General features: G+C 66.8%; 18 protein-coding genes. 9 read left to right on the top strand and 9 right to left on the bottom strand.

Features of this window, described 5'->3' with window-relative positions:
• The first annotated feature begins 37 nt into the window (after positions 1-37).
• Both ispH and hpnH read left to right on the top strand, forming a co-directional pair.
• Positions 38-988 carry a 4-hydroxy-3-methylbut-2-enyl diphosphate reductase gene (gene ispH / locus HZF05_RS11620; RefSeq protein ID WP_160366525.1) on the top strand — a complete coding sequence of 317 codons (951 nt, stop codon included), beginning with the start codon at positions 38-40 and terminating at the stop codon, positions 986-988.
• A 9-nt stretch (positions 989-997) separates the two neighbouring features.
• Positions 998-2,143 carry an adenosyl-hopene transferase HpnH gene (gene hpnH / locus HZF05_RS11615; RefSeq protein WP_160366524.1) on the top strand — a complete coding sequence of 382 codons (1,146 nt, stop codon included), beginning with the start codon at positions 998-1,000 and terminating at the stop codon, positions 2,141-2,143.
• Between the two features lie 88 nt (positions 2,144-2,231).
• On the opposite strand, the gene HZF05_RS11610 is transcribed toward hpnH, so the two are convergent.
• The 7 genes from HZF05_RS11610 to hpnA are packed head-to-tail and all read right to left on the bottom strand — an operon-like array spanning position 2,232 to position 9,935.
• The gene (locus tag HZF05_RS11610) at positions 2,232-2,993 is read right to left on the bottom strand and encodes a phosphorylase family protein (RefSeq protein ID WP_160366523.1); all 762 of its coding nucleotides are present in this window, start codon (positions 2,991-2,993) and stop codon (positions 2,232-2,234) included.
• Positions 2,990-4,930, bottom strand: coding sequence for a squalene--hopene cyclase (gene shc, locus HZF05_RS11605; protein ID WP_181638855.1), 1,941 nt, complete (start codon positions 4,928-4,930; stop codon positions 2,990-2,992). Before shc ends, HZF05_RS11610 begins: the two co-directional genes overlap by 4 nt.
• Before the next feature lie 2 nt (positions 4,931-4,932).
• Entirely contained in the window at positions 4,933-6,177 is a 1,245-nt protein-coding gene (hpnE, locus tag HZF05_RS11600; RefSeq protein WP_160366522.1) for a hydroxysqualene dehydroxylase HpnE, read from the bottom strand.
• Positions 6,174-6,989 (bottom strand): presqualene diphosphate synthase HpnD, encoded by an 816-nt coding sequence (gene hpnD / locus HZF05_RS11595; RefSeq protein WP_343046882.1) that lies wholly within the window; start codon positions 6,987-6,989, stop codon positions 6,174-6,176. Before hpnD ends, hpnE begins: the two co-directional genes overlap by 4 nt.
• Positions 6,986-7,825 carry a squalene synthase HpnC gene (gene hpnC, locus HZF05_RS11590; RefSeq protein ID WP_160366521.1) on the bottom strand — a complete coding sequence of 280 codons (840 nt, stop codon included), beginning with the start codon at positions 7,823-7,825 and terminating at the stop codon, positions 6,986-6,988. The genes hpnD and hpnC overlap by 4 nt, the downstream gene beginning before the upstream one ends.
• The gene (locus HZF05_RS11585; protein WP_160366520.1) at positions 7,822-8,946 is read right to left on the bottom strand and encodes a glycosyltransferase; all 1,125 of its coding nucleotides are present in this window, start codon (positions 8,944-8,946) and stop codon (positions 7,822-7,824) included. Before HZF05_RS11585 ends, hpnC begins: the two co-directional genes overlap by 4 nt.
• On the bottom strand, positions 8,946-9,935 hold the full coding sequence (gene hpnA, locus HZF05_RS11580) for a hopanoid-associated sugar epimerase (RefSeq protein WP_160366519.1): 990 nt from the start codon (positions 9,933-9,935) through the stop codon (positions 8,946-8,948). Before hpnA ends, HZF05_RS11585 begins: the two co-directional genes overlap by 1 nt.
• Positions 9,936-10,011: 76 nt before the next feature.
• On the opposite strand from hpnA, the gene hpnI reads away from it, so the two are divergent.
• The 7 genes from hpnI (at position 10,012) to HZF05_RS11545 (ending at position 17,556) form a co-directional block, all read left to right on the top strand.
• Positions 10,012-11,133 (top strand): bacteriohopanetetrol glucosamine biosynthesis glycosyltransferase HpnI, encoded by a 1,122-nt coding sequence (gene hpnI, locus HZF05_RS11575; RefSeq protein ID WP_160366518.1) that lies wholly within the window; start codon positions 10,012-10,014, stop codon positions 11,131-11,133.
• The gene (gene hpnJ / locus HZF05_RS11570) at positions 11,130-12,578 is read left to right on the top strand and encodes a hopanoid biosynthesis associated radical SAM protein HpnJ (protein WP_160366517.1); all 1,449 of its coding nucleotides are present in this window, start codon (positions 11,130-11,132) and stop codon (positions 12,576-12,578) included. The genes hpnI and hpnJ overlap by 4 nt, the downstream gene beginning before the upstream one ends.
• A gap of 213 nt (positions 12,579-12,791) precedes the next feature.
• The gene (locus HZF05_RS11565; protein WP_160366516.1) at positions 12,792-13,970 is read left to right on the top strand and encodes a hypothetical protein; all 1,179 of its coding nucleotides are present in this window, start codon (positions 12,792-12,794) and stop codon (positions 13,968-13,970) included.
• Entirely contained in the window at positions 13,970-14,605 is a 636-nt protein-coding gene (locus HZF05_RS11560) for a glycoside hydrolase family 19 protein (RefSeq protein WP_160366515.1), read from the top strand. The genes HZF05_RS11565 and HZF05_RS11560 overlap by 1 nt, the downstream gene beginning before the upstream one ends.
• A gap of 224 nt (positions 14,606-14,829) precedes the next feature.
• Positions 14,830-15,693, top strand: a complete 864-nt coding sequence (gene hpnK / locus HZF05_RS11555; RefSeq protein WP_343046881.1) for a hopanoid biosynthesis-associated protein HpnK — start codon at positions 14,830-14,832, stop codon at positions 15,691-15,693.
• On the top strand, positions 15,690-16,577 hold the full coding sequence (locus tag HZF05_RS11550; protein ID WP_160366513.1) for a ferritin-like domain-containing protein: 888 nt from the start codon (positions 15,690-15,692) through the stop codon (positions 16,575-16,577). The genes hpnK and HZF05_RS11550 overlap by 4 nt, the downstream gene beginning before the upstream one ends.
• Position 16,578: 1 nt before the next feature.
• Positions 16,579-17,556 carry a lysylphosphatidylglycerol synthase domain-containing protein gene (locus HZF05_RS11545; protein WP_160366512.1) on the top strand — a complete coding sequence of 326 codons (978 nt, stop codon included), beginning with the start codon at positions 16,579-16,581 and terminating at the stop codon, positions 17,554-17,556.
• Between the two features lie 269 nt (positions 17,557-17,825).
• Here HZF05_RS11545 and HZF05_RS11540 read toward each other — a convergent pair whose 3' ends face one another.
• Both HZF05_RS11540 and HZF05_RS11535 read right to left on the bottom strand, forming a co-directional pair.
• The gene (locus tag HZF05_RS11540) at positions 17,826-19,625 is read right to left on the bottom strand and encodes an acyl-CoA dehydrogenase C-terminal domain-containing protein (RefSeq protein ID WP_160366511.1); all 1,800 of its coding nucleotides are present in this window, start codon (positions 19,623-19,625) and stop codon (positions 17,826-17,828) included.
• Positions 19,626-19,769: 144 nt separating this feature from the next.
• Entirely contained in the window at positions 19,770-22,112 is a 2,343-nt protein-coding gene (locus HZF05_RS11535; RefSeq protein ID WP_160366510.1) for a 3-hydroxyacyl-CoA dehydrogenase NAD-binding domain-containing protein, read from the bottom strand.
• Position 22,113 lies beyond the last annotated feature (1 nt).

The raw sequence follows: 22,113 nt of genomic DNA, 5'->3' as shown, positions 1-22,113 counted from the left end.
GAACGACTATGTGAGCATACCCTGTCGGGAGTTATGGATGGTCAAGATACTGCTCGCCCAGCCACGCGGTTTCTGCGCGGGCGTGATCCGCGCGATCGACATCGTGGACCGGGCGCTCGATCGGGTGGGTGCCCCCGTCTATGTGCGGCACGAGATCGTCCATAACCGCCACGTCGTCGATACGTTGAAGGCCAAGGGCGCCGTCTTCGTCGAGGAGCTGGACGAGGTGCCCGCCGGCGAGGTGACGATCTTCTCGGCCCACGGCGTATCCCGGGCGGTGCAGAAGGATGCCGAGGCTCGGGGGCTTCCCGTGATCGACGCGACCTGCCCGCTCGTCTCCAAGGTGCACAACCAGGGCCGCCGCTATGTCGCGGCCGGGCGGACTTTGATCCTGATCGGCCATGCCGGCCACCCCGAGGTCGAGGGCACGCTCGGCCAGATCGACGGCGAGATCCACCTCGTCGGCACGCCGGAGGAGGTCTCCGCGCTGCCGATCCCGGTCGATGCGCCGGTCGCCTATATTACCCAGACGACGCTCTCGGTGGACGACACGCGTGTCATCATCGCCGCGCTGGAGGCCCGCTTTACCGATCTCACCGGGCCATCCACGGCCGAGATCTGCTACGCTACGCAAAATCGTCAGTCGGCGGTGCGCGAATTGTGCAAGTCGGCCGATCTGTTGCTGGTCGTCGGGTCGCCGAACAGCTCCAACTCCAATCGCCTGCGCGAGATCGGCGAGGAGATGGGCAAGCCCGCTTACCTGATCGCCGATGGCTCGCAATTTGATCCCGCCTGGCTCGACGGCGTAGGGACGATCGGCCTCACCGCCGGCGCGTCCGCGCCCGAAGAGCTGGTGCAGAGCGTCATCGTCGCTATCCAGGCCGTCACCCCCGCCAGCGTCGAAAAGCTGGACGGCCTCGAAGAAAACGTCCAATTCCGCCTGCCGCCGGCGCTGAATCGCCTGCCGCAACGCGCCCGCGTAGCCTAAGGAACAGTCATGACCCTGCCCCTCCCCGTATTGGCCCGCATCGGCGGCTACACGGTCAAGAAGGCGCTCACCGCCAAGCGCTATCCGCTGGTGCTGATGCTGGAGCCGCTGTTCCGCTGCAACCTCGCCTGCCCGGGCTGCGGCAAGATCGACTATCCCGATCCGATCCTGAACCAGCGCATGAGCTACGAGCAGTGCATGGAGGCGATCGACGAATGCGGCGCGCCCGCCGTCTCGATCGCCGGCGGCGAGCCGCTGCTGCATAAGGACATGCCCAGGATCGTGCAGGGCTATCTCGCGAAGAAGAAGTTCGTGATCCTGTGCACCAACGCGCTGCTGCTCAAGAAGAAGATCGACGACTACAAGCCGGACCCCTTCTTCACCTGGTCGATCCATCTCGACGGCGATCAGGCGATGCACGATCATGCCGTCGATCTCGCCGGCACCTACGATGTCGCGGTCGAGGCGATCAACCTCGCCAAGTCGCGCGGCTTCCGCGTGCAGGTGAACTGCACCGTGTTCGAGGGCGCCGACGCGGACCGCCTCGCCGCCTTCTTCGACGAGATGGAGCGGCTGGACGTCGAGATCACGCTGTCGCCGGGCTATGCCTACGAGCGTGCGTCGGACCAGGAGCATTTTCTCACCCGCGAGCGCACCAAGACCTTCTTCCGCGAAGTCTTCGCCAAGGGCGACGGCGCGAAGAAGTGGAAGTTCACCAACTCGCCGCTGTTCCTCGATTTCCTCGCCGGCAACCGTTCCTACGAGTGCACGCCCTGGTCGATGCCGCTGCGCACGATCTTCGGCTGGCAGAAGCCCTGCTACCTGCTCGGCGAAGGCTATGTGAAGACCTTCAAGGAGCTGATGGAAGATACCGAGTGGGACAAATACGGCGTCGGCAAGTATGAGAAGTGCGGCGACTGCATGGTCCATTGCGGCTTCGAGGGCACGGCCGCGGCCGAGGGCGTGAAGCGCCCGCTGGAGTTCCTGAAGGTCGCGCGCAAGGGTGTCCGGACGTCGGGCCCGATGGCGAAGGACATCGATCTCAGCCACGCGCGCCCGGCCGAGGACGTCTATTCCACGCACGTCGAGCGTGAACTTGCACGGATCAAGGCGACCAAGCCGGGTTCGGCCAAGCACGTGGTGTCGGCGGACTGAACTTGGCGTTTTAGAACACCGTTCGCACTGAGCGAAGTCGAACTGCGGGCCTCAGCCGTTTCGCTTGCTGCCCGTGCTTCGACTTCGCTCAGGACGAACGGATCGTTTGATCGGGCGTTGGCTTGCCGAAGCCATCCTCGGCCAGCGACCGATACCCGCTCGCCAGCGCCCGCATCGCGCTCGCCGTCGCCAGCGCCAGCCCGATCAGCGCGAAGAGCTGCCACGGCCGCTTGAGCAAGGCGAGCAGCACCACACCGATCCGCACTCCGCCATCCGGCGCCATCGCCACCTGCGCCGCGAGCGGAAGCGATCGATCCGCCTCGTCCGAGATCACCCGCGCCACCGCGAAGGGCAGATGATGGCGCTGCGCCACGCGCGCGGCGATGTGGCTCTCCATGTCGCAGGCGAGCGCGCGCTCGGTGAAGTGGAGATTCTCCTTCTGCGCGGCGGTGATCACCATCTCGCCATCGGCATGGATGCGGCCGACCACCGCGCCCGGCAGGATCGCCGCGATCCGCGTGATCCAGGCGGCCGACGCCTCCTTCTGCGCAACCGGGCGGGGATCGGGCTTGGCCTCTTTGGGCCGGGCCGACCCAGCGCCGACGCTCCATTCGCGCCGAACCATGCCGGTGGGCGAGAGGGTGCCGACCACCCAGTCGCCGGGCTTGAGCAGCGGCGCCAGCGCGCCGGCGAGTCCCATCGACAGGATCGCGGTGGCGCCGGCCGCGACGCCGGCCTCCAGCTCCGCCTCCAGCCGCGCATGATCGGTGCCGGCGGTAGCGACGATCACGCCGTCCCGTGCCAGCGCCCTCGCCTCGCTTTTCATCCCGGTGGCGATAAGGATGGTCACATCCCGAACTCCACCCGGCGCGTATTGCCGCGCTTGAGATTGCGATAGCGGGCCAGCGCCCAGAGCGGGAAATATTTCGGATAGCCGTGGTAGCGCAGATAGAAGACGCGCGGGAAGCCGCCGCCGGTATAATGCTCCTGACCCCACAGGCCGTCTTCCGCCTGATGCCGCTCCAGCCAGGCGACGCCGCGCACGACGGCGGGATGATCGACTTCGCCCGCAGCCATCAGCCCGAGCAAGGCCCACGCCGTCTGCGAGGCGATCGAGGAGGCCGCTTCATGCCCCTTGCGGGCGAGATCGTAGCTGTCGCAGCTCTCGCCCCAGCCGCCGTCAGAGTTCTGGATCGTCACCAGCCAGCGCACCGCGCGGCGGACCATCGCATTGGCAGGATCCACTCCCGCCGCGTTCAGCGCGCACAGCACAGACCATGTGCCGTAGATGTAGTTGACGCCCCAGCGGCCCCACCAGCTGCCCTCGGGATGCTGATCCTTGCGCAGCCATTCCAGAGCCGCCTTCATGCGCGGGCTGTCGACCGGCTCGCCGACCTGCGCCAGCATCGAGACGACGCGCGCCGTCACGTCGGCCGTCGGCGGATCGAGCAAAGCGCCGTGATCGGCGAAGGGAATGTCGTTCAGGTAGAAATGCGTGTTGTCGGCATCGAAGGCCGCGAAGCCGCCGTCGTGGCTCTGCAGCTCGGCATTCCACTCCACGCCGCGATCGATCGCCTCGTCATAGCGGTCGCCGAGTTTACCCCGCGCCCGGTCCATCGCCATCACCACCACGGCGGTGTCGTCGAGATCGGGATAATGATCGTTGCCGTACTGGAAGGCCCAGCCGCCGGGCCGGACCTCAGGACGCTGCTCGGCCCAGTCACCCCTCACGTCGAGGATCTGGCGCGGCGTGAGCCAGTCGAGCCCCTTCGTGGCGGCCTCGTCCTCGCCCGCCTCCAGCATGGCGTGGGCGGCCAGCGCCGTGTCCCACACCGGCGAGACGCAGGGCTGGCAATAGACCTCGCCGTCATCCCGGTGAACGAGCAATTTCTCGATCGCCTCGCGGGCCAGCGCGCGCTCGGGATGGTCGGGGCCATAGCCGAGCGCATCGAACATCATCACCGAATTGGCGATCGCCGGGTAGATGGCGCCGAGGCCATCGGTGCCGTTGATCCGCTCGGTGACGAACGCCACACAGGCATCGATCGCTTTCTTGCGCACTGTCTTCGGCCAGAGTCGCCGCCCGCGCTTCAGCACCACGTCGAGCGCGCCAAAGCCCATCTCCCACTGCCACTTGCCCGGCAGCGCGCGCTTGAGCGGCGGGTTGCCCGGCACGAACAGCTCGTCGATCTTCACGCCGCGCGGATTGCGCGCCACCGGGCGGAGCGCGGTCAGCACGATCAGCGGCACGATCACGGTGCGCGCCCAGTAGGACATGCGGTAGAGGTTGATCGGGAACCACTTCGGCGCCAGCATCAGCTCGACCGGCACCTCGGGCACGCCGCTCCACTTGCCCGCGCCGAACAAGGCCAGCTGGATGCGGGTGAAGACGTTCGACGCCGCCGCCCCCCCGCGCTTCAATATCTCGGCCCGCGCCCGCGCCATGTGCGGCGCATCGATGTCGTCGCCGATCATCTTCAGCGCATAATAGGCCTTCACCGTCGCCGAGATGTCGAAGGCGCCGTCATGATAGAGCGCCCAGCCGCCATGCGATCCCTGTATGCGGCGCAGATAGCGGCCGATCGCCGCCTCCAGCTCAAGATCGTCGGGCTCGCCGAGATAGTGGCGCAGCAGGATATATTCGGAGGGGATGGTGGCGTCCGCCTCCAGCTCGAACACCCAGTGGCCGTCGGCCTTCTGGTCGCGCTTGAGGGCGGTCGTCGCACGGCCGATCGCCGCGTCGATGCCGTCGAGCGGATCGGTCGCGATGTCTTCCACGTCGAGCAAATCTACGCTTTCCCGTTCACCACTGCGGCGGCCGCCGTCCTTCCCGAACGGATCGCGCCTTCGATGGTGGCCGGTAGCCCCGTTTTCGTCCAGTCGCCAGCCAAGAACAGGTTATCGTGCGACGAGCGGCATCCGGGGCGGCGTTTTTCCTGCTCGGGTGTGGCCGAAAAGGTCGCGCGCTTCTCGGTGACGATCTGCCAACGAGGGAGTTCGGACGAGAGGTGGTGAACCTTGGCGACGTCGGCCCACAGCCTGCGCGCGACCGCCTCGCGATCCTCCTCGGCGAGCGCGTCGGCGGCGCTGGTGGTGGTGGAAAGGCGATCGGAGAAAGCGAACACCCATTCCGCCGTGCCGCCGACCACGCCGGTGATCGGCGCGGCACCGGCCGGCGGCGTCGCGAGGAAGTGCGCGTTGACGATGGCATGATGCGTGTCCGGCACGACGAGGCCCGGTATCAGATCGGCGACTACCCACGCAGGGACTGCGAGGACGACCGGCTCGTCGCCCGCAATCTCCTCCCGGCCGTCCGCGAAATCCAGCGCCGTGACGCGTTCAACCAGTTCCAGCGCGCGGAGACGGCGCCCCAGCCGGATGCTCGCGCCCCGCGCCTCCAGCCACGCCAGCGCCGGATCGACGAAGGCGGCGGACAGCGTCGGCTCGGCGATAAGCGGGCGGCAAGCGGCCCCGCCCTTGGCCAAGGTCTCGCGCACGATCGCGCCGGCCAGTTCGGCTGAGCCGTCCTCCGCTGGGGTGTTGAGCGCCGAGACGAGGAAATTGTCGAGCAGCCGCTCCCACAAAGCTCCCTTGGGCCGCAGCACCTGCCCGATCGTCTGGTCGGCCGAGGCGCCCATCAACCGCGCCAACGAGAGGTAATCGAGCGGAGCCGTGCCCGGCACGCGCCGCTGCTTCGAGAACAGCCACCACGGGATCGGCCCGGCATTGGGATGAAGCACCCAGCGTTCGCCGCTCGCCACGTCCACGAAGGGGAAGCGTGCCTCGTCCGGTCCCGCCAGCCGCTCGCTCGCACCGATCGTCGCGAGATAGGCGCGCGCCGCTTCGTTGCCCGACAGGACAAGATGGTTGCCGTTGTCGATCGTGAGGCCAAGCTGCGGATCGCGATAGGATCGGCAGCGCCCGCCCGCCTGCCGCGCCGCCTCGCTCAGCGTTACCCGATAGCCCGCCTGCGTCAGCGCGACGGCGGCCGAGAGCCCCGCCAGCCCCGCGCCGATAACATGCGCGCGCTTCACCGCCCGAGCCGGAGCTTCACCAGCGTCCAGGCCAGCGCCAGCCGATTGTGGCGGATCCGCTCGCGCGGCGGCGCCCAGCCCGCCAGCCGCATCCGGCGCAGCAGCTCCGAATAGGCCGCCGCCATCAGCTTCGGCGCGATCAGGTGGCCCTTGGGCCGCGCCTTGAGGATCGCCTGCGCCGTCAGGAAGTGTTCCTGCGCCTGGCGGGCGAGCATCTGCCCCGCGCCGTCGATGCGCGGATCGCCGATCACCGTCGCGATGTCGCCGACCGCGATGCCCTGCGCCTCGATCGCCTCGAGCGGCAGATAGACGCGGCCGATCGCGGCATCCTCGTCGATGTCGCGCAGGATGTTGGTCAGCTGCAGCGCGCGGCCGAGATGGTGGGCGAGCTCGAACCCGGCGCGCTCCTCCATCCCGAAGATCTTGATCGACAGCCGCCCGACCGCGCTCGCCACCCGGTCGCAATAGAGATCGAGCGTGTCGGCGGCGGGCCAGCGCATGTCGTGCTCGACGTCCATCGCCATGCCGTCGATCACCGCCTCGAAATCCTCGCGCCTCAGCCCGAAGCGGCGGACATGCTCGACCAGCATCGCCGCCACGCCCGGATCGCCGCCGGCATAGAGGCTGTCGAGATCGGCGCGCCAGCGATCGAGCTGCGCGGCACGCGCGGGGCGGTCACCCTGCTGGTCGTCGGCGATATCGTCGACGATGCGGCAGAAATCGTAGAGTGCGTACATGGCGTGCCGCTCGGGGCGCGGCAGCACCTTCATCCCCGCATAGAAAGAGGAGCCCGAAGCCGAAGGCGCATTCACGGGCGAACGAACCTTCCCAGCGCCGCGCCGGAGGCGAGCAAAAACGCCTCGGCCTTGGCGTGATGAACGCGCTCGGACAGCGGATCGCGGCGGCGCAGCCGGGCGGCGAGGCTGACGGCGAGGCGCTGGATCACCGCCACCTCGACGCCGAGCCGGCGATCCTTGATCCCGCGCGCGAAGGGGGCGGCCTCGGCGAGCAGATGCTGGGTCCGCTCGGCGCAGGCCTGGATCACGGTGAGCAAGGCAGGCGAGGCCTTGCAATCGCCCAGCTCGGCGGTGCGTGCTCCGGCCGTCGCCAGCATGTCCTGCGGCAGATAGACGCGGTCGAGCTGGCGGAAATCCTTCCCGCAATCCTGCAGGTGATTAATGATCTGCAGCGCGGTGCACAGGGCATCGTTGGCGGGCCACAGCGCGCGATCCTCGCCATGCACGTCGAGCACGAAGCGGCCGACCGGACTGGCGGAATAGCGGCAATAATCCATTAGCTCGTCCCAGCTGCCGTAGCGCAGCTTGGTCGCGTCGCGACGGAAGGCCTCCAGCAGATCGAGCGCATGGATCGGGTCGAGTCGGCGCTCGGCCATCACCTGTCGCAACGCGACGGCGGAAGGCTCTGCATCGCATTCGCCGGTAATGCCGAGACGCATGATCTCGAGCCGCTCCAGCTTCTGATCGGCGGAGACCGACTCATGATCGGCTATGTCGTCGGCGAGGCGCGCGAAGCGGTAGAAGGCCATCACGGGCGCGCGGAACTGCGGCGCCACCAGCTTGCTGGCGACCGGGAAATTCTCGTCCTTGTGTCCCTTGCCGGAAGCAAGGTCTGCGGCGGTGGCGTTCATGTTCCCCGGGCCTGCGCCCGCCCCTTCCACATGCCTCCCCGCCCTTGCCAATACTGCAAGGCGGATAGGAAAGTCGCGGCGGCGTAGACCATGCCGATGGCGGGCATGGCAAGCCCCCAGAGCGGCGACTGCCGGTAGAAGCGCAGCATCGGCTGATGGCAGACCGCCATCGCAGCCCAGGCCAGCGCCCCGCACAACCGCGCCCCGCCGGTGCCGAACAGGGCCAGCCCCACCGGCGCGACGAACATCAGCAGCAGCCCGATCATCGTGCCGGCCAGCATCAGCGGCGAGTAGCCGAGTTGCGCGTAGGCCGAGCGGCTGATCATCGCGACGATCTCGCCCCAGCCGCCATAGGGCCTGAGGCTCACCGAACGGCGGGTGAGCGAGAGGCGGATCGGGCCTTGCCGTTTCATCGTCTCACCCATCGCGCAATCGTCGATGATGGCGTCGGCGATCACGGCGAGGCCGCCCGCCTTGCCGAGCGCCTCGCGCTTCACCAGCATGCAGCCGCCCGCCGCCGCCGCGAGCTTCGCTTGCGGGCGGTTCACGAGCCGGAAGGGATAGAGCATTTGGAAGAACAGGACGAAGGCCGGGATCATCGCCTGCTCGGCGAGGCTGTCGCAGCGCAGCTCCGCCATCAGGGAGTTGAGCACCAGCCTGTCCCGCTCGGACCGCGCGACCAGCGAGCGCAGCGTGTCGGGCGCGTGGGCGATGTCGGCGTCGGTGAACCAGAGATAGGTGGGCGCACCTCCGGCCTGCTCGACACCGTTGCGCATCGCCCAGAGCTTGCCCGTCCAGCCCGAGGGCGGCGGCGTGCCGGCGATGACGGCGAGGCGATCCGATCCTTGGGCCGCATCCTGCGCGAGCGCGGCGGTGCCGTCGCTGGAACCGTCGTCGACCAGCACGATATGGAACTCGCCCGGATAATCCTGCGCGATGTGGCTGGCGATGGCGCGGCCGATCACCTCCGCCTCGTCACGCGCGGGGATGACGGCGGTGACCGCGGGCCACGCCGCCGGATCGGGCATCGCCGTCTCGTCGGTATCGCGGGCCAGCCAGAAGCGCTCGCGGAAGGCGAGCAGGCCGATCCATATCAAGAGCGACAGGAGCGCGACCAGCATCAGATCATGCCCTGCCCATGGAACCAGTCCAGCGCGTCGCCCACCGCCTGTTGCCAAGGTCGATAGGTATAGCCGAGCTCCGTCTTCGCGCGTTCCGATGAGAAGAACATCTTGTACTTCGCCATCCGGAGCGCGTCGCGGGTAAAGAGTGGTTCCTTGTTCCTGAGCCAGCCCCACGCTTCGGACACCGCCGCGAGCGGCATCAGCGGAACAGTCGGCAGGCTGATCGTCGGCGGCTTGCGGCCGACGCGATGCGCCAACTCGGTGAGCAGCGCCTGCAGCATCACGTCCTCGCCGCCGAGGATATAGCGGCGACCGGGCTCGCCCTTGTCTAGCGCCAGCACATGCCCGCGCGCCACGTCGTCGACATGGACGATGTTCAGGCCGGTATCGACGAAGGCCGGGATCTTGCCTGTCGCCGCCTCGACGAGGATTCGGCCGGTCGGCGTCGGCTTCACGTCGCGCGGTCCGATCGGAGTCGAGGGGTTGACGATCACGGCGGGCAGGCTGCGCTCCGCCACCATCCGCTCGACCAGCCGCTCCGCCGCCACCTTGGATCGCTTGTAGGCGCCGATCGCGGTCTGTTCGGTCAGCGGCCGGTCTTCGCCCGCCGCCCCGTCGGGCAGCGGTGCGATCGTGGCGACGCTGCTGGTGTAAACGATGCGCTTCACATCGGCTGCGAGCGCCGCCTCCATCACGACGCGCGTGCCTTCGAGATTGTGGCGGACGATCTCTTCGGGGTCCGGTGCCCACAGCCGGTAATCGGCCGCGACATGGGCGAGCGCGTCGCACCCCTCCAGAGCGCGCGCCATCGCGATCGGATCCATCATGTCGCCGCGTATGATCTCGCCTGGGAAACCTTCGAGGTTGGTCGTGGGGCTGGAGGCGCGGGCTAGGCCCTTCACCTGCCAGCCATCGGCCGCGAAGGCCTTGGCCACAGCCGCGCCCACGAAGCCCGACACGCCGGTTATCAGGATCGTCCCCTTCATCGCGCTGGCTTCTAGGGCGGCACGGAGGCATTTGGGAACCCCACAGCGTTCGATGACACCGCTTTAAGGAAACGGAGTGCCCGGCTTCATCCCCGATATCCTAGCGGCCGTCGCGATGGTGGGTGTCGCGTACAATCTGGCGGGGGCCGCGCTGGCGGGGCGATGGCAGGCCACGCCCGCGAAGCCTCCGGTGGCGACGCCCTCGATCACCATGCTCAAGCCGCTGCACGGGCCGGAGCCAGAGTTGGCCGCCAAGCTCGAAGGCTTTCTCGATCAGGATTATGGCGGGCCGATCGCGATGGTGTGCGGCGTCTCCGATCCGGCCGATCCGGCGCTTGGCGCCGTGCCGAAAGCGACAAAGGCCACACGAGTGATCGATCCGGGCCGGAATGGCTCGAATGGAAAGATTTCCAATCTTATCAACATGATGAATGCCGTCGAGAGCGATATCATCATCCTCTCCGACAGCGATATGGCGGTTCCGCGCGACTATGCCGCGCGCATCGTCGCCGCGCTGGACGAGCCGGGCGTCGGCGTCGTCACACTGCTCTATGCCGGGCGTGGCGAGACCAACGGCTGGTCGCGCATGGCGGCGGCCGGGATCAGCTGGGGTTTTCTGCCCAGCGTGATGGTCGGCCTCGCCACCGGCCTCGCCAAGCCCTGCATGGGCTCCACCATCGCCATGCGGCGCGAGACGCTCGACGCGATCGGCGGCTTCGAGCGTTTCAAGGATCTCCTCGCCGACGACCATGCCATCGGCATGGCGGTGCGCGAGCTCGGCCTCAAGGTCGTCGTGCCGCCGCCGATCGTCACTCACGGCTGCACGGAGACCAGCCTCGCCGCGCTCGCCGCGCATGAGCTGCGCTGGAACGCCACCGTCCGGATGCTCGATCCAGCGGGCTATGCTGGCAGCATCGTCACCTACCCGCTGGTCTGGGGCCTGATCGCCTTCGCGGCCGGCGCCGGCTGTTGGGTAACCTTCGTCGCCATCCTCGCCCGCCTCGCGCTGGCCGAGCGGATCGACCTGATCACCGGCCGCCGCACTGCGCCGCTCTGGTGGCTGCCGGCGCGCGACCTGTTGTCTTTCGGTCTCTATCTTGGAGCCTTCTTCACCCGCCGTGTTGATTGGCGGGGCGCTCGATTGCATATGGCGGAGGACGGCCGGATGACGGCCGAGACGGAGACTGCACGACCATGACGCTCAAGACCCTCTTCATGCAGGGCCCCTCCTTCGACGGGTATGACGGCGGCGCCGGCGCCCGCTACCAGATGAAACGAGAGGTCAAGAGCTTCTGGTATCCGACCTGGATCGCCCAGCCCGCCGCGATGATCGAGGGATCGCGCCTGATCGATGCGCCCGCGCAAGACCAGAGCTGGGAGGACATCGCGCATGAGGTGGACGACAAGGAGCTGATCATCCTCCACACCTCGACGCCCAGCTTCCGGCAGGACGTGCAGACCGCCGAGCTGATCAAGCAGCGCAACCCGAAGGCGCTGGTCGGCATGGTCGGCGCCAAGGTGATGATCGAGGACGAGAAGAGCCTGAAAGCCACCGAGGCGCTCGATTTCGTGTGCCGCGAGGAATATGATTTCACCTGCGTCGAGCTGGCGTCGGGCAAGCCGCTCGCCGAGATCGACGGCATCACCTGGCGGTCACCAAGCGGCGACATCGTCCGCAACAAGGATCGCGCGCAGATCGAGAATATGGACGTGCTGCCGATGGTCTCGCCGATCTACCGGCGCGACCTCGACCTCACCAAATATTACGGCGGCTACCAGCGCCATCCTTACGTGAGCTTCTACACCGGGCGCGGCTGCAAGAGCCGCTGCACCTTCTGCCTGTGGCCGCAGACGATCGCGGGCCACCGCTATCGCCACCGCTCGGTCGCGGCGGTGATCGAGGAGGTGAAATACGTCCTCAAGGAGATGCCCGAGATCAAGGAGATCTTCTTCGACGACGACACGCTGGCCGACGCGCACGATTTCGTCGTCGAGCTGTCGGGCGAACTGGCCAAGCTCGGCTTCGGCCAGAAGGGGTTCGACATCACCTGGGGCTGCAACGCCAAGGCCAACGTGCCGCAGCCGGTGCTCAAGGCGATGAAGGAAGGCGGCTGCCGCGTGCTGCTGGTCGGCTACGAGAGCGGCAACCAGCAGATCCTCCACAACATCAAGAAGGGCCTGCTGACCAAGGTCGCGCGCCAGTTCACCAAGGACGCGCACGCGCTCGGCCTGACCATCCATGGCACCTTCATCCTCGGCCTGCCCGGCGAGACGCTGGAGACGATCGAGGAGACGATCCGCTACGCGATCGAGCTCAACCCACACACCATCCAGGTGAGCCTCGCGGCGCCCTATCCGGGCACGTTCCTGTATAATCAGGCGGTCGAGAACAAGTGGTTCGACGGCACCGACCACCTGCTGAACGACGACGGCACCCAGATCGCGCAGCTCTCCTACCCACACCTCTCGTCGGCGGTGATCTTCGACAAGGTGGAGGAGTTCTACAAGCGCTTCTACTTCCGCCCCCGCAAGATCGGCGCGATCGTGGGCGAGATGGTGCGCGACTGGGACATGATGAAGCGCCGCCTGCGCGAAGGCGTCGAATTCTTCAGCTTCCTGCGCCACCGCAAGGAAGCGGCGTAAACCGAAAGTCTAATGCTGAACTTTGGGCCGGGCGACCGAGAGATCACTTCAGAAGCGCCAGCCTGCTCGCCTTTCGTCTAGCGCGCCATCCTGAATCTCCCGCCTTGACTCACCTCGGTCACTGAAGGATGATCGAGCACAGTTTTTTGCGTCTCCCGTAACAGAACAGTCTTTGATTGATGCGGAACAATGTTCCCATCGAGAGGGAGGGCTATGCAGGTTTCGGACTCGCTCGAGGTCGGAATTGGCCTCAGTTTTATCTTTTTTCTTTCCAGCCTGGTGCTGACTTCGGTCCACGAAATGATCGAGACGGTTCTCAAGGCCCGGGGAAGCAATCTCTATAATGGCATTATGGAGATGTTCAGCGATCCCGCGAAGGGAAAGGACGGTCTCCAGGAAGCCAAGGCGGTATACCAGCACCCGCTGATCCGCGGGCTGATGCGAGGCGACGTCGCCCAGCCCGGTTTCAACATGAAGGATCTCCCCTCCTATCTTCCCTCGCGCAATTTCGTCCTCGCGCTGATGGACCAGGCGGCGCAGGGCAAGCTGGCCGCGCCGGACGCCATGGCCCGCACGGCGCCCACCTCCCTGCAACCGCTCCAGCAGCTTCGCATGATGGCGGAGGGCATCGCGAACGACCAGGTGCGCGGCGCGCTCGTCCAGGCTGTCGACGTCGCCAACGGCGACATCGCGGCCGCGCAGGATCATCTCGAGAAATGGTTCGACGGCGCGATGGACCGGGTGTCCGGCTGGTACAAACGGCGCAGCCAACGCATCATATTCGGCCTGGGCCTGGTGATGGCGGTCGCCCTCAACGTGAACACCCTCACCATCGCCGATTCGCTTTCGAAAAGCGCCAGCTTGCGTCAGGCAGTGGTCGCCCAGGCCGAGGATGCTGCGAAGAACTGCACCACGGCGGCGGATTGCAGCAAAGCTGATCCCACCACCGCGCTCGACAAGACCAGTGTGCCCATAGGCTGGAACGATGCAAGGCTTACGACAGTGAAGGACGTCGTTTGCCAAAGTCACATCATGGACATCATTCTGATCGTCGCAGGCTTTCTGCTGACGGCATTCGCGGTGACTCTGGGCGCGCCTTTCTGGTTCGACGTGCTCAACCGTCTGATGGTCATCCGGGCCACGGTGAAGCCCACCGAAAAGAGCAAGGACGAGGCATCGCAGGACCCGCAGCCCGGCAGCAGCGGCACGGTGGCTGTGACGGTCGTCCCGCCGCCGCCCGCGCCTGACAGTGCTGCCTCCGGCGCGGTTGGTCAGATCGATACCAATATCTACCTGGCGCCGCCGACCGCCGTTGAACGTCTATTCGAAGACGATGAAGGCGAACCCAAGGAAGGCTGGCCAGCACCCGGCGCAGCACAGGGAGGGCAGTGATGGTACAGATCACCGCGGCCACGCTGATCACGTTCAGCCCCACGCTCGATCCATCCCGCGCCGCGCTATATGCTGCGGTGTTGACCGATGCCTGTCAGACGGCGGCGATCAACACGGCCGTGCGACTGTGCAACTTCCTGGGCCAGGTCGGCGAGGAGACCGGGGGGCTGCGCTCGCTGGTGGAGAGTACCAAATATTCGCTCGGCAGGGGCGCTTTTCTGGCTGCGACCTTCAGCAACGTCCATGGCATCGAGCACGCCAATCGGCTGATCGCCCAAGGGCCGGAGGCGATCGGCAACACCATCTATGCCGGCAAGAACGGCAACGGCGACGTCGCCTCGGGCGACGGCTATCGCTTTCGCGGCCGGGGCTTCCTGCAGATCACCGGTCGCGCCAATTATCGCGCGATCGGCAAGCTGATGAACCAGCCTCTCGAAGACCAGCCCGAACTACTCGGCCAGCCGTCCTTCGCGGCCGATGCCGCTGCGCAATACTGGATTTCGCGCAAGATCAACGTTCCGGCGGACGCGGACGACGTCAGCACCGTGACGGGCTTGGTGAACGGCGGCGCACGGCTGCATCTGGCGGAACGCAAAAGCTGGCATGATCACGCCAGGAAAATCTGGCCCTATTAGGACATCGCCACCACCCTTCCGTTTCGCTGACCGAAGGAGGACGTTGCCGGAGCATCCCGCTACATGTATCGGCCGGTCCTCTTTCATGAGAGATGTCCGGATTTTGTCATGCACGACGCCCGGCACGCGTGGAGCGGAGGTGGAGTGTCGCAGATTCAAGGTTCGGCGCGGACAGACTCCGGGGCGTATCGCCGCATCCTCCTCCCACATCTGCCGCGCCTGCCGTGAAGCGGCGGCTCATCGTCACCGCCGACGATTTCGGGGCCTCGATCGCTGTCAACGAGGGGATCGAGATCGCGCATCGCACCGGCATCCTCACCGCCGCCAGCCTGATGGTGGCGGGCGCCGCGGCCGAGGATGCGCTGATCCGTGCGCGGCACCTGCCGGCGCTGGGCGTCGGGCTGCATCTCGTGCTGGTCGAGGGGCGCCCCGCCTTGCCCCCGGAGCAGGTACCCGATCTGGTCGACTCCACCGGCCATTTCCGCGCCAACATGGCGCTGGCGGGCGCGAACATGTTCTTTCGCCCTGTCGTCCGTCGCCAGCTGGCCGCAGAGATCGAGGCGCAGTTCGCCGCCTTCGCCGCGACCGGGCTGCCGCTCGACCATGTCAACGCGCACAAGCATTTCCACCTCCACCCGACCATCGCCGGGCTGATCCTCAGGATCGGCGCCAGATACGGTCTCGTCGCCGCCCGCGCGCCGGTCGAGCCGCTCGGCCTGATCGGCGCGGTCGAGCCTGTACAGCCCACCCTCGCCGGCCGCATCGCCGGGCCTTATGCGCGCAGCCTCGCGAGCCGTTTCCGCCGCGCCGGGCTTGCCGTGCCCGATCGCGTGCTCGGCCTCGCCTGGTCCGGGCACATGACCACGCGTCGCCTCGCCGCGCTGATCGAACGGCTCCCGTCCGGTCTCACCGAAATCTACACCCACCCCGCCACGCAGGACGCCTATCCGGGCTCCGCGCCGGGCTACGAATATCGCGCGGAGCTGGCCGCGCTGGTCGATCCAGCCGTAAAGGCCCGTGTCAGGGAGCAAGAAGTAACGCTCGGTCGTTTCGCGGACTTCACGACCCGAAAGGAGGACCCGACATGAGCATGATGGAAAAGATCGAGGCCCCCGCACCAGGCCCGAACGAGACCGTCAGGCTCGGGTCCGAGGCACATCTGCGCCTGATGTGCCGCCAGCTGCTCGATACGCACGACCCCTATCAGCCCGCCCTGATCGAGTGGCCCGAACTGGAGCCCGAGACGCGCGCCAAGATCGTCTCGCTGCCGATCTGGGACATGGCGGTGCAGACCGAGGGCCGCACCGGCCTGTTCGTGAAGACCTTCGGCGAGACGATCACCGATCCGTTGCTCAAGGCCACGATCGACATGGACGCCTTCGAGGAGGCCCGCCACAAGGTCGTGCTTGCCGACATGGTGAAGGCTTACGGCATCGGGCTCGAGCCCGAGCCCGATTACGTGAAGCCCAAGGACCCGGAATGGGCCTTCATGCGCTCCGGCTATTCGGAATGCATCGACAGCTTCTTCGGCTTCGGCCTGTTCCGGATCGCCAAGGACACCGGGTTCTTCCCCGAGGCACTGATCGACACGTTCGAGCCGGTGATGCGCGAGGAGGGCCGCCACATCCTGTTCTTCGTCAACTGGGTGGCGTGGTGGCGCCGGACCATGCCGTGGTGGCGCCGCCCGTACTTCGAGGCGAAGGTGCTTGCCGTTTGGGTCTTCCTGATCCTCGAGCGGATCGATATGGCGAAGGGCATGGGGGACAGCAGCAAGGCGCAGGAGAACAACTTCACGCTCAACGGCTCCAAAGAGCTGGGCGTGGAGGTGAGCTTTCCCGAGCTGGCGCGCATCTGCCTCGCCGAGAACGACCGCCGCCTCGCGCCCTATGACAGGCGCCTGATCCGCCCGAAATTCGTGCCTGCCATGATGCGCCTCGCGCTCCGGTTTGCGCCCAAGCCCAAGACCGCCTGACTTGGATCGGCTTCGCTGGCCGATCGCGCTGGCGACCATCGCCGGGCTCGCCGTCGCCATCTGGGCGATGCACCGCGTCGGTTTCGGCGGACTGATCCACGCGATCGACCGGATGGGATGGATCGGCTTCCTCGCCTTCTGCGTGGCGAGCCTGATCCTGTCGCTGATCCTCGGCGCGGCGTGGTGGGCGTCGATGCCGGGCCAGCCGCTGCACCGCCTGCCGCTCTTCGCTTGGGCACGGATCGCGCGCGAGGGGGCGAACGACCTGCTGCCGTTCAGCCAGCTCGGCGGCCTGATCGTCGGCGGCCGCGCGCTCACCCGGTTCGGCCTGCCGCCCGCCCGCACCTACGCGGCGATGGTGGTGGATCTCACCACCGAGATGGCGAGCCAGGCGGCGGTGACGCTGTTCGGCGTGGCGGCACTGGCCTCGATCCTGATCGACGGCGATCGCCACCATGTCGGCCCGGCGGCGTGGATCGGAGTGGGGCTGTCGATCGCCATCACCGCCGCCTTCATCTTTCTTCAGCGACCGCTGCTCAAGCTGGCGGACGGTCTGGCACGTAAGATGCTGCCCAACGCGCCGATCCCCTTCGACCGGCTGCACGTGGAATTGGGCACTATCTATGCCCGCAAACGCGCGGTGGCGCTGTCCTTCCTGCTCAATCTCGCGGGCTGGCTCTACGCCGCGCTGCTTGCCAGCATGGCGCTGTCGCTGATCGGGGAGCCGATCGCCTTCTGGCGGATCGTCGCGCTGGAAAGCCTGATCTTCGCGCTGAGGGGCGCAGCGTTCGTGATCCCCGGCGCGATCGGCGTGCAGGAGGCGGGCTATGTCCTGCTCGGCCCGCTGATCGGCCTGGGGCCGGAGGCTGCGGTGGCGCTCTCGCTGATCAAGCGCGCCCGCGACGTCACGCTCGGTCTGCCTGCTTTGGTGATCTGGCAGGCTTTAGACCTTCGTCGAACCCCCGAGACGGTTCGCTAAACGGTCATTCTTTTCCGCTATGTCTCAGCCATTGGGGATTCGGGGGAATCATGGCCACGATCTTGAAGGGGGCCGCGCCTGCTCGCGCGGCACGGCGAGCGAATCGTTACAATGCCGACATGCGCGCGTGGATGCGCCTGCTGATGTGGGCGACCCGCAACTGCGGAAGATGACGGTTTGACGGGCCGCACCGGCCCGTCAAACCAATACGCTTAAGCTACTCGCACCGGGGGTACGGGCGGCACGATACCCTGGCACGCCCGATCTCGTCAGAATGCTTCGGCAGGCAGGGCCATCATCGAACGCTTGCCCGATTTGATCGCGAGGAACATCGCGGTCGCCTGCGGCAGGATGCGATCGAAGAAGAAGCCGGCAGTGGCCAGCTTCGCCTTGTAGAAACCCTCGTCCTCGCCGGCGCCCTGCGCGAGTTTCGCGGTGGCGATCTGCGCGGCCTTGAGGAAAGTGTGGCCCATGCCGACCAGCCCCATCAGGCGCAGGTAATCGGTCGCGGCGGCGCCCGCCTCTTCGGGGTCCTTGAGGCCCTTCTGGGCGATCGTCGCGGTGGAGAGCTGGAGCGCACCGAACGCCTGCTGCATCCCCCCGGTCCAGATCTTCAGGACCTTGTCATCGACCTTCGCCATATCCTCCAGCAGGTTGGAGACGGCGTGGAAGAAGGGGCGCAGGTTGGCGCCCATGTCGGCGGGCAGCTTGCGGCCGACGAGGTCGAGCGCCTGCACGCCGTTGGTGCCCTCATAGATCTGGGCGATGCGGCTGTCGCGGACGAACTGCTCGACGCCATGCTCGCGGATGTAGCCGTGGCCGCCGTAGGTCTGGACGCAGAGGTTCGCGGCGTCCGATCCGAAATCCGTGAACAGCGCCTTCACCACCGGCGTCATCAGCGCGACGAAGCGCGTGGCGCGGACCTTCACTTCCGGATCGTCGCTATGCTTCTCGGCATCGAGCGCGCGTGAGCACCACTGGCCGAGCGCGCGGCACCCTTCCGCATAGACGCGCATCGTCATCAGCATGCGGCGCACGTCCGGGTGGACGATGATCGGATCGGCGGGACCATCGGGGTTCTTGACGCCCGAGAGCGAGCGGCCCTGCAGCCGCTCCTTCGCATAGGCGACGGCCGACTGGTAGGCGATCTCGTTGATGCCGAGGCCCTGCACGCCGACCGAAACGCGCTCGGTGTTCATCATCGTGAACATCGCGGCCATGCCCTTGTTGGGCTGGCCGACCAGCCAGCCGGTCGAATCGTCGAAATTCATCTGGCAGGTGGCCGAGGCCTTCATGCCCATCTTGTGCTCGATGCCCGCGACCGAGACGCCGTTGGACGGCCCCGGCGTGCCGTCGTCCTTGGGCAGGAACTTGGGCACGAGGAACAGCGAGATGCCCTTCACGCCCTTGGGCGCGTCGGGCAGGCGCGCAAGCACCAGATGGATGACGTTGCAGGTCAGGTCATGGTCGCCGGCCGAGATGAAGATCTTGGAGCCGGTGATCTTGTAGGACCCGTCCGCCTGCGGCTCGGCCTTGGTGCGCAGCAGGCCGAGATCGGTGCCGCAATGCGATTCGGTCAGGCACATCGTGCCGGACCATTCGGCGCTCACCATCTTGGGGAGATAGAGCTGCTTCAGTTCGTCGGAGGCATGGCCCTCGATCGCCGTCGTCGCGCCGTGGGTGAGGCCCGGATAGAGGCTGAACGACACATTGGTCGCGCAGATCATCTCCTCGACCAGCTTGTTCACCGTCTCGGGCAGGCCCTGCCCGCCCCATTCCGGATCGGAGGCGAGCGAGGCCCAGCCGCCTTCGCGAAAGGTGTCATAGGCTTGCTTGAAGCCCTTGGGCGTGCGGACGACGCCATTCTCGTAGGTGCAGCCCTCGATGTCGCCGCTCGCGTTCAGCGGCAGCAGCACGTCCTTGGCGACCTTGTTGGCCTCCTCCAGCACCGCATCGAGCAGGTCCGGCGTGAAGTCCTCGTGCGCCTTGAGCCCGCCGAACCCATCGTCGGCGAACAGCTCGTGGAGCACGAAGCGCATGTCGCGCAGCGGCGCGTCGTAGGTCTGCATATCCTGTCCCTTCAAACCTCCCGTTCGTGCTGAGGAGCCGCTGAGCGAAGTCGAAGCGGCGTCTCGAAGTACGTTGCGCAACACCCTTCGAGACGGGCCTTCGCCAAGCTCAGTCCCTCCTCAGGGCGAACGGGGCCATGGTTGTCAATTCCGCAGTGGCTTGCCCGTCGTGAGCATATGCTCGATCCGGGCCTGCGTGCGGCTGTCCTTCATGCTTTCGAGGAACTTCGCCCGCTCGATCTTGAGCAACTGGTCCTCGGTGACGGTATCGATCAGATCGGCCTCGCCGCCCGTCAGCACCTCGGCGAGACGATCGGCCACGACGCCGTCATAAGCGGTTGCGATGCCCTTCTTCTGGAAGTCTCGCACCGCCATGCTGAGGCCGGTGCGGCCACTGGCGCCGGCCAGCCTGAACACCGGCGGCTCGGGCGGGGCATAGCCGTCGACCAGGGACAGCGCTTTGGCCTTGGCGTCCGCCAACAGGCGATCGCGGTTCATGGTGATGCCGTCGCTCTCGCGCAGGAACATCTGCTCCTTCGCCTCCGCCGCCGACTTGGCGACGGTGGCGGTCGAGACCGTCTGGAACACCTTGCCGAGCGCCGGCATCGGCCCCTTGGGCATCATCTTCGGCTTGGCGGCGCGATCGAGCATCTCGCCGTTGCCGCCCCAGCCCGGCACGAGGCCGACGCCGGTTTCGACCAGGCCGATATAGGTTTCGGCATGGGCCTGGATCGCATCCGAGTTCAGGCAGATCTCGCAGCCGCCGCCGAGCGCGAGGCCCGCCGGCGCCGCGACCACCGGGAAGGGCGCGTATTTCAGCGCCTTGAACGCCGCTTGCCCGCCAGCGATCAGTTTCTCGATCTCGCTCCACGCCGCGATGTTCACCGCGAACATGGCGAGGCCGAGATTGGCGCCGGCCGAGAAGTTGCTGCCCTCGTTGTAGATCACCAGCGCCTTGAACTGCGCCTTCACGATCGGGATGGCGAGGTTGATCAGCTTGATCACCTCCTCGTCGAGCGCGTTCATCTTGGCCGTAAACTCGATCGCGGCCACGCCGTCGCCGACATCCCACAGCGAAGCAGAACCGGTCTTGGCGAGCGGTTCGGCACCGAGCTTGATGTCCTCGAGCAGCAGCACGCCCTCGGCGCGCTTCACGTCGCGGTAGGAGCCGTCTTCGGTGAGGTACTGGCGCTTGCCGTTCTCGATCCGGTAGAAGGGCTTGTTGCCCACCGCCTTGAGCAGCGCCGGCACCGGCTTGCCCTCGGCCGCGAGGCGCTCGGCGAGCTTGCCCGGCCCGAGCCGGTCGATCAGCTCGAACGGGCCGAACTTCCAGTTGTAACCGAGCTTCATCGCATCATCGATCGCGACGATGTCGTCCGCCGCCTCGCCGACCAGCTTGGCCGCATAGGAGAGGACCGGGCCGAGCACCGCCCAGGCATACTCACCCACCTTGCCCGGCGCCGTCACCAGCGCCGCGAGATCGCGCTCGGCCTTGCCGGGCAGAGGCGCGGGCTTCTGCTCGGCGCGGTATTCGCCGGACGCGAGGTCCAGCGCCAGCTTGGTGCGGCTGCCGTCCTTGCCCTTCTCCAGCTTGTAGAAGCCGCCCTTGCCCTTGCGGCCGGTATAGCCTTCCGCGATCATCTTCTCGACCAGCGGCATCGGCCGGATCGTGTCGAAATAGGGATCTCCCTTGGGCAGCGTGTCGCCGAGGCTCTTGGAGAGGAGCGGCATCAGGTCGACGCCAACGAGATCGATCAGGCCGAAGATGCCGGTCTTGGGCACGCCCATCGGACGGCCGCCGATCTGGTCCGCCTCCTCGACGGTGACGCCGAGATCCATCGCGGCATTGACCGCGATCGCCAGCCAGTAGGTGCCGAGCCGGTTGGCGATGAAGCCCGGCGTATCATGCGTATGGATCACGCGCTTGCCCATCGCGCGGTCCGCGAACGCCTCGACCTTGGCGACGAGGCCGGCATCGGTCTCCGGCCCAGCCACGATCTCCAGCAGCCGCATATAGCGCGGCGGGTTGAAGAAGTGGGTGATCAGGAAGTCGCGCTTGAACTGGTCCGACCGGCCCTCGACGAGGTGGCCGAGCGGGATGGTCGAGGTATTGGAGGAGACCGCCGTGCCGGGCTTCTTCACCTTCTCGAGCTTTTCGTAGAGCGACTGCTTGATGTCGAGCCGCTCGACGATCGCCTCGACGATCCAGTCGCACTCGCCGGCCTTGTCGAGATGATCGTCGATATTGCCGGTCTCGACCAGCTTGGCGGCGCGCTTCGACATGAAGGGCGCCGGGTCGGTCTTGAGCATCTTCGCCACCGCGCCCTTGGCGATGGCGTCGCGGTCCGAGCCCTCCTTCGGCACGATGTCGAGCAGCAGCACGGGGACACCCGCATTGGCGACCTGTGCGGCGATGCCCGCGCCCATCGTGCCGGAGCCGATGACGCAGACCTTCTTGATGCCGTTGGTTGGGTTTGGGCCGACCATG

The organism is Sphingomonas chungangi, from assembly GCF_013778325.1.
Taxonomy (GTDB): Bacteria; Pseudomonadota; Alphaproteobacteria; order Sphingomonadales; family Sphingomonadaceae; genus Solisphingomonas; species Solisphingomonas chungangi.
This window is presented reverse-complemented; position numbering and strand designations above follow the sequence as displayed.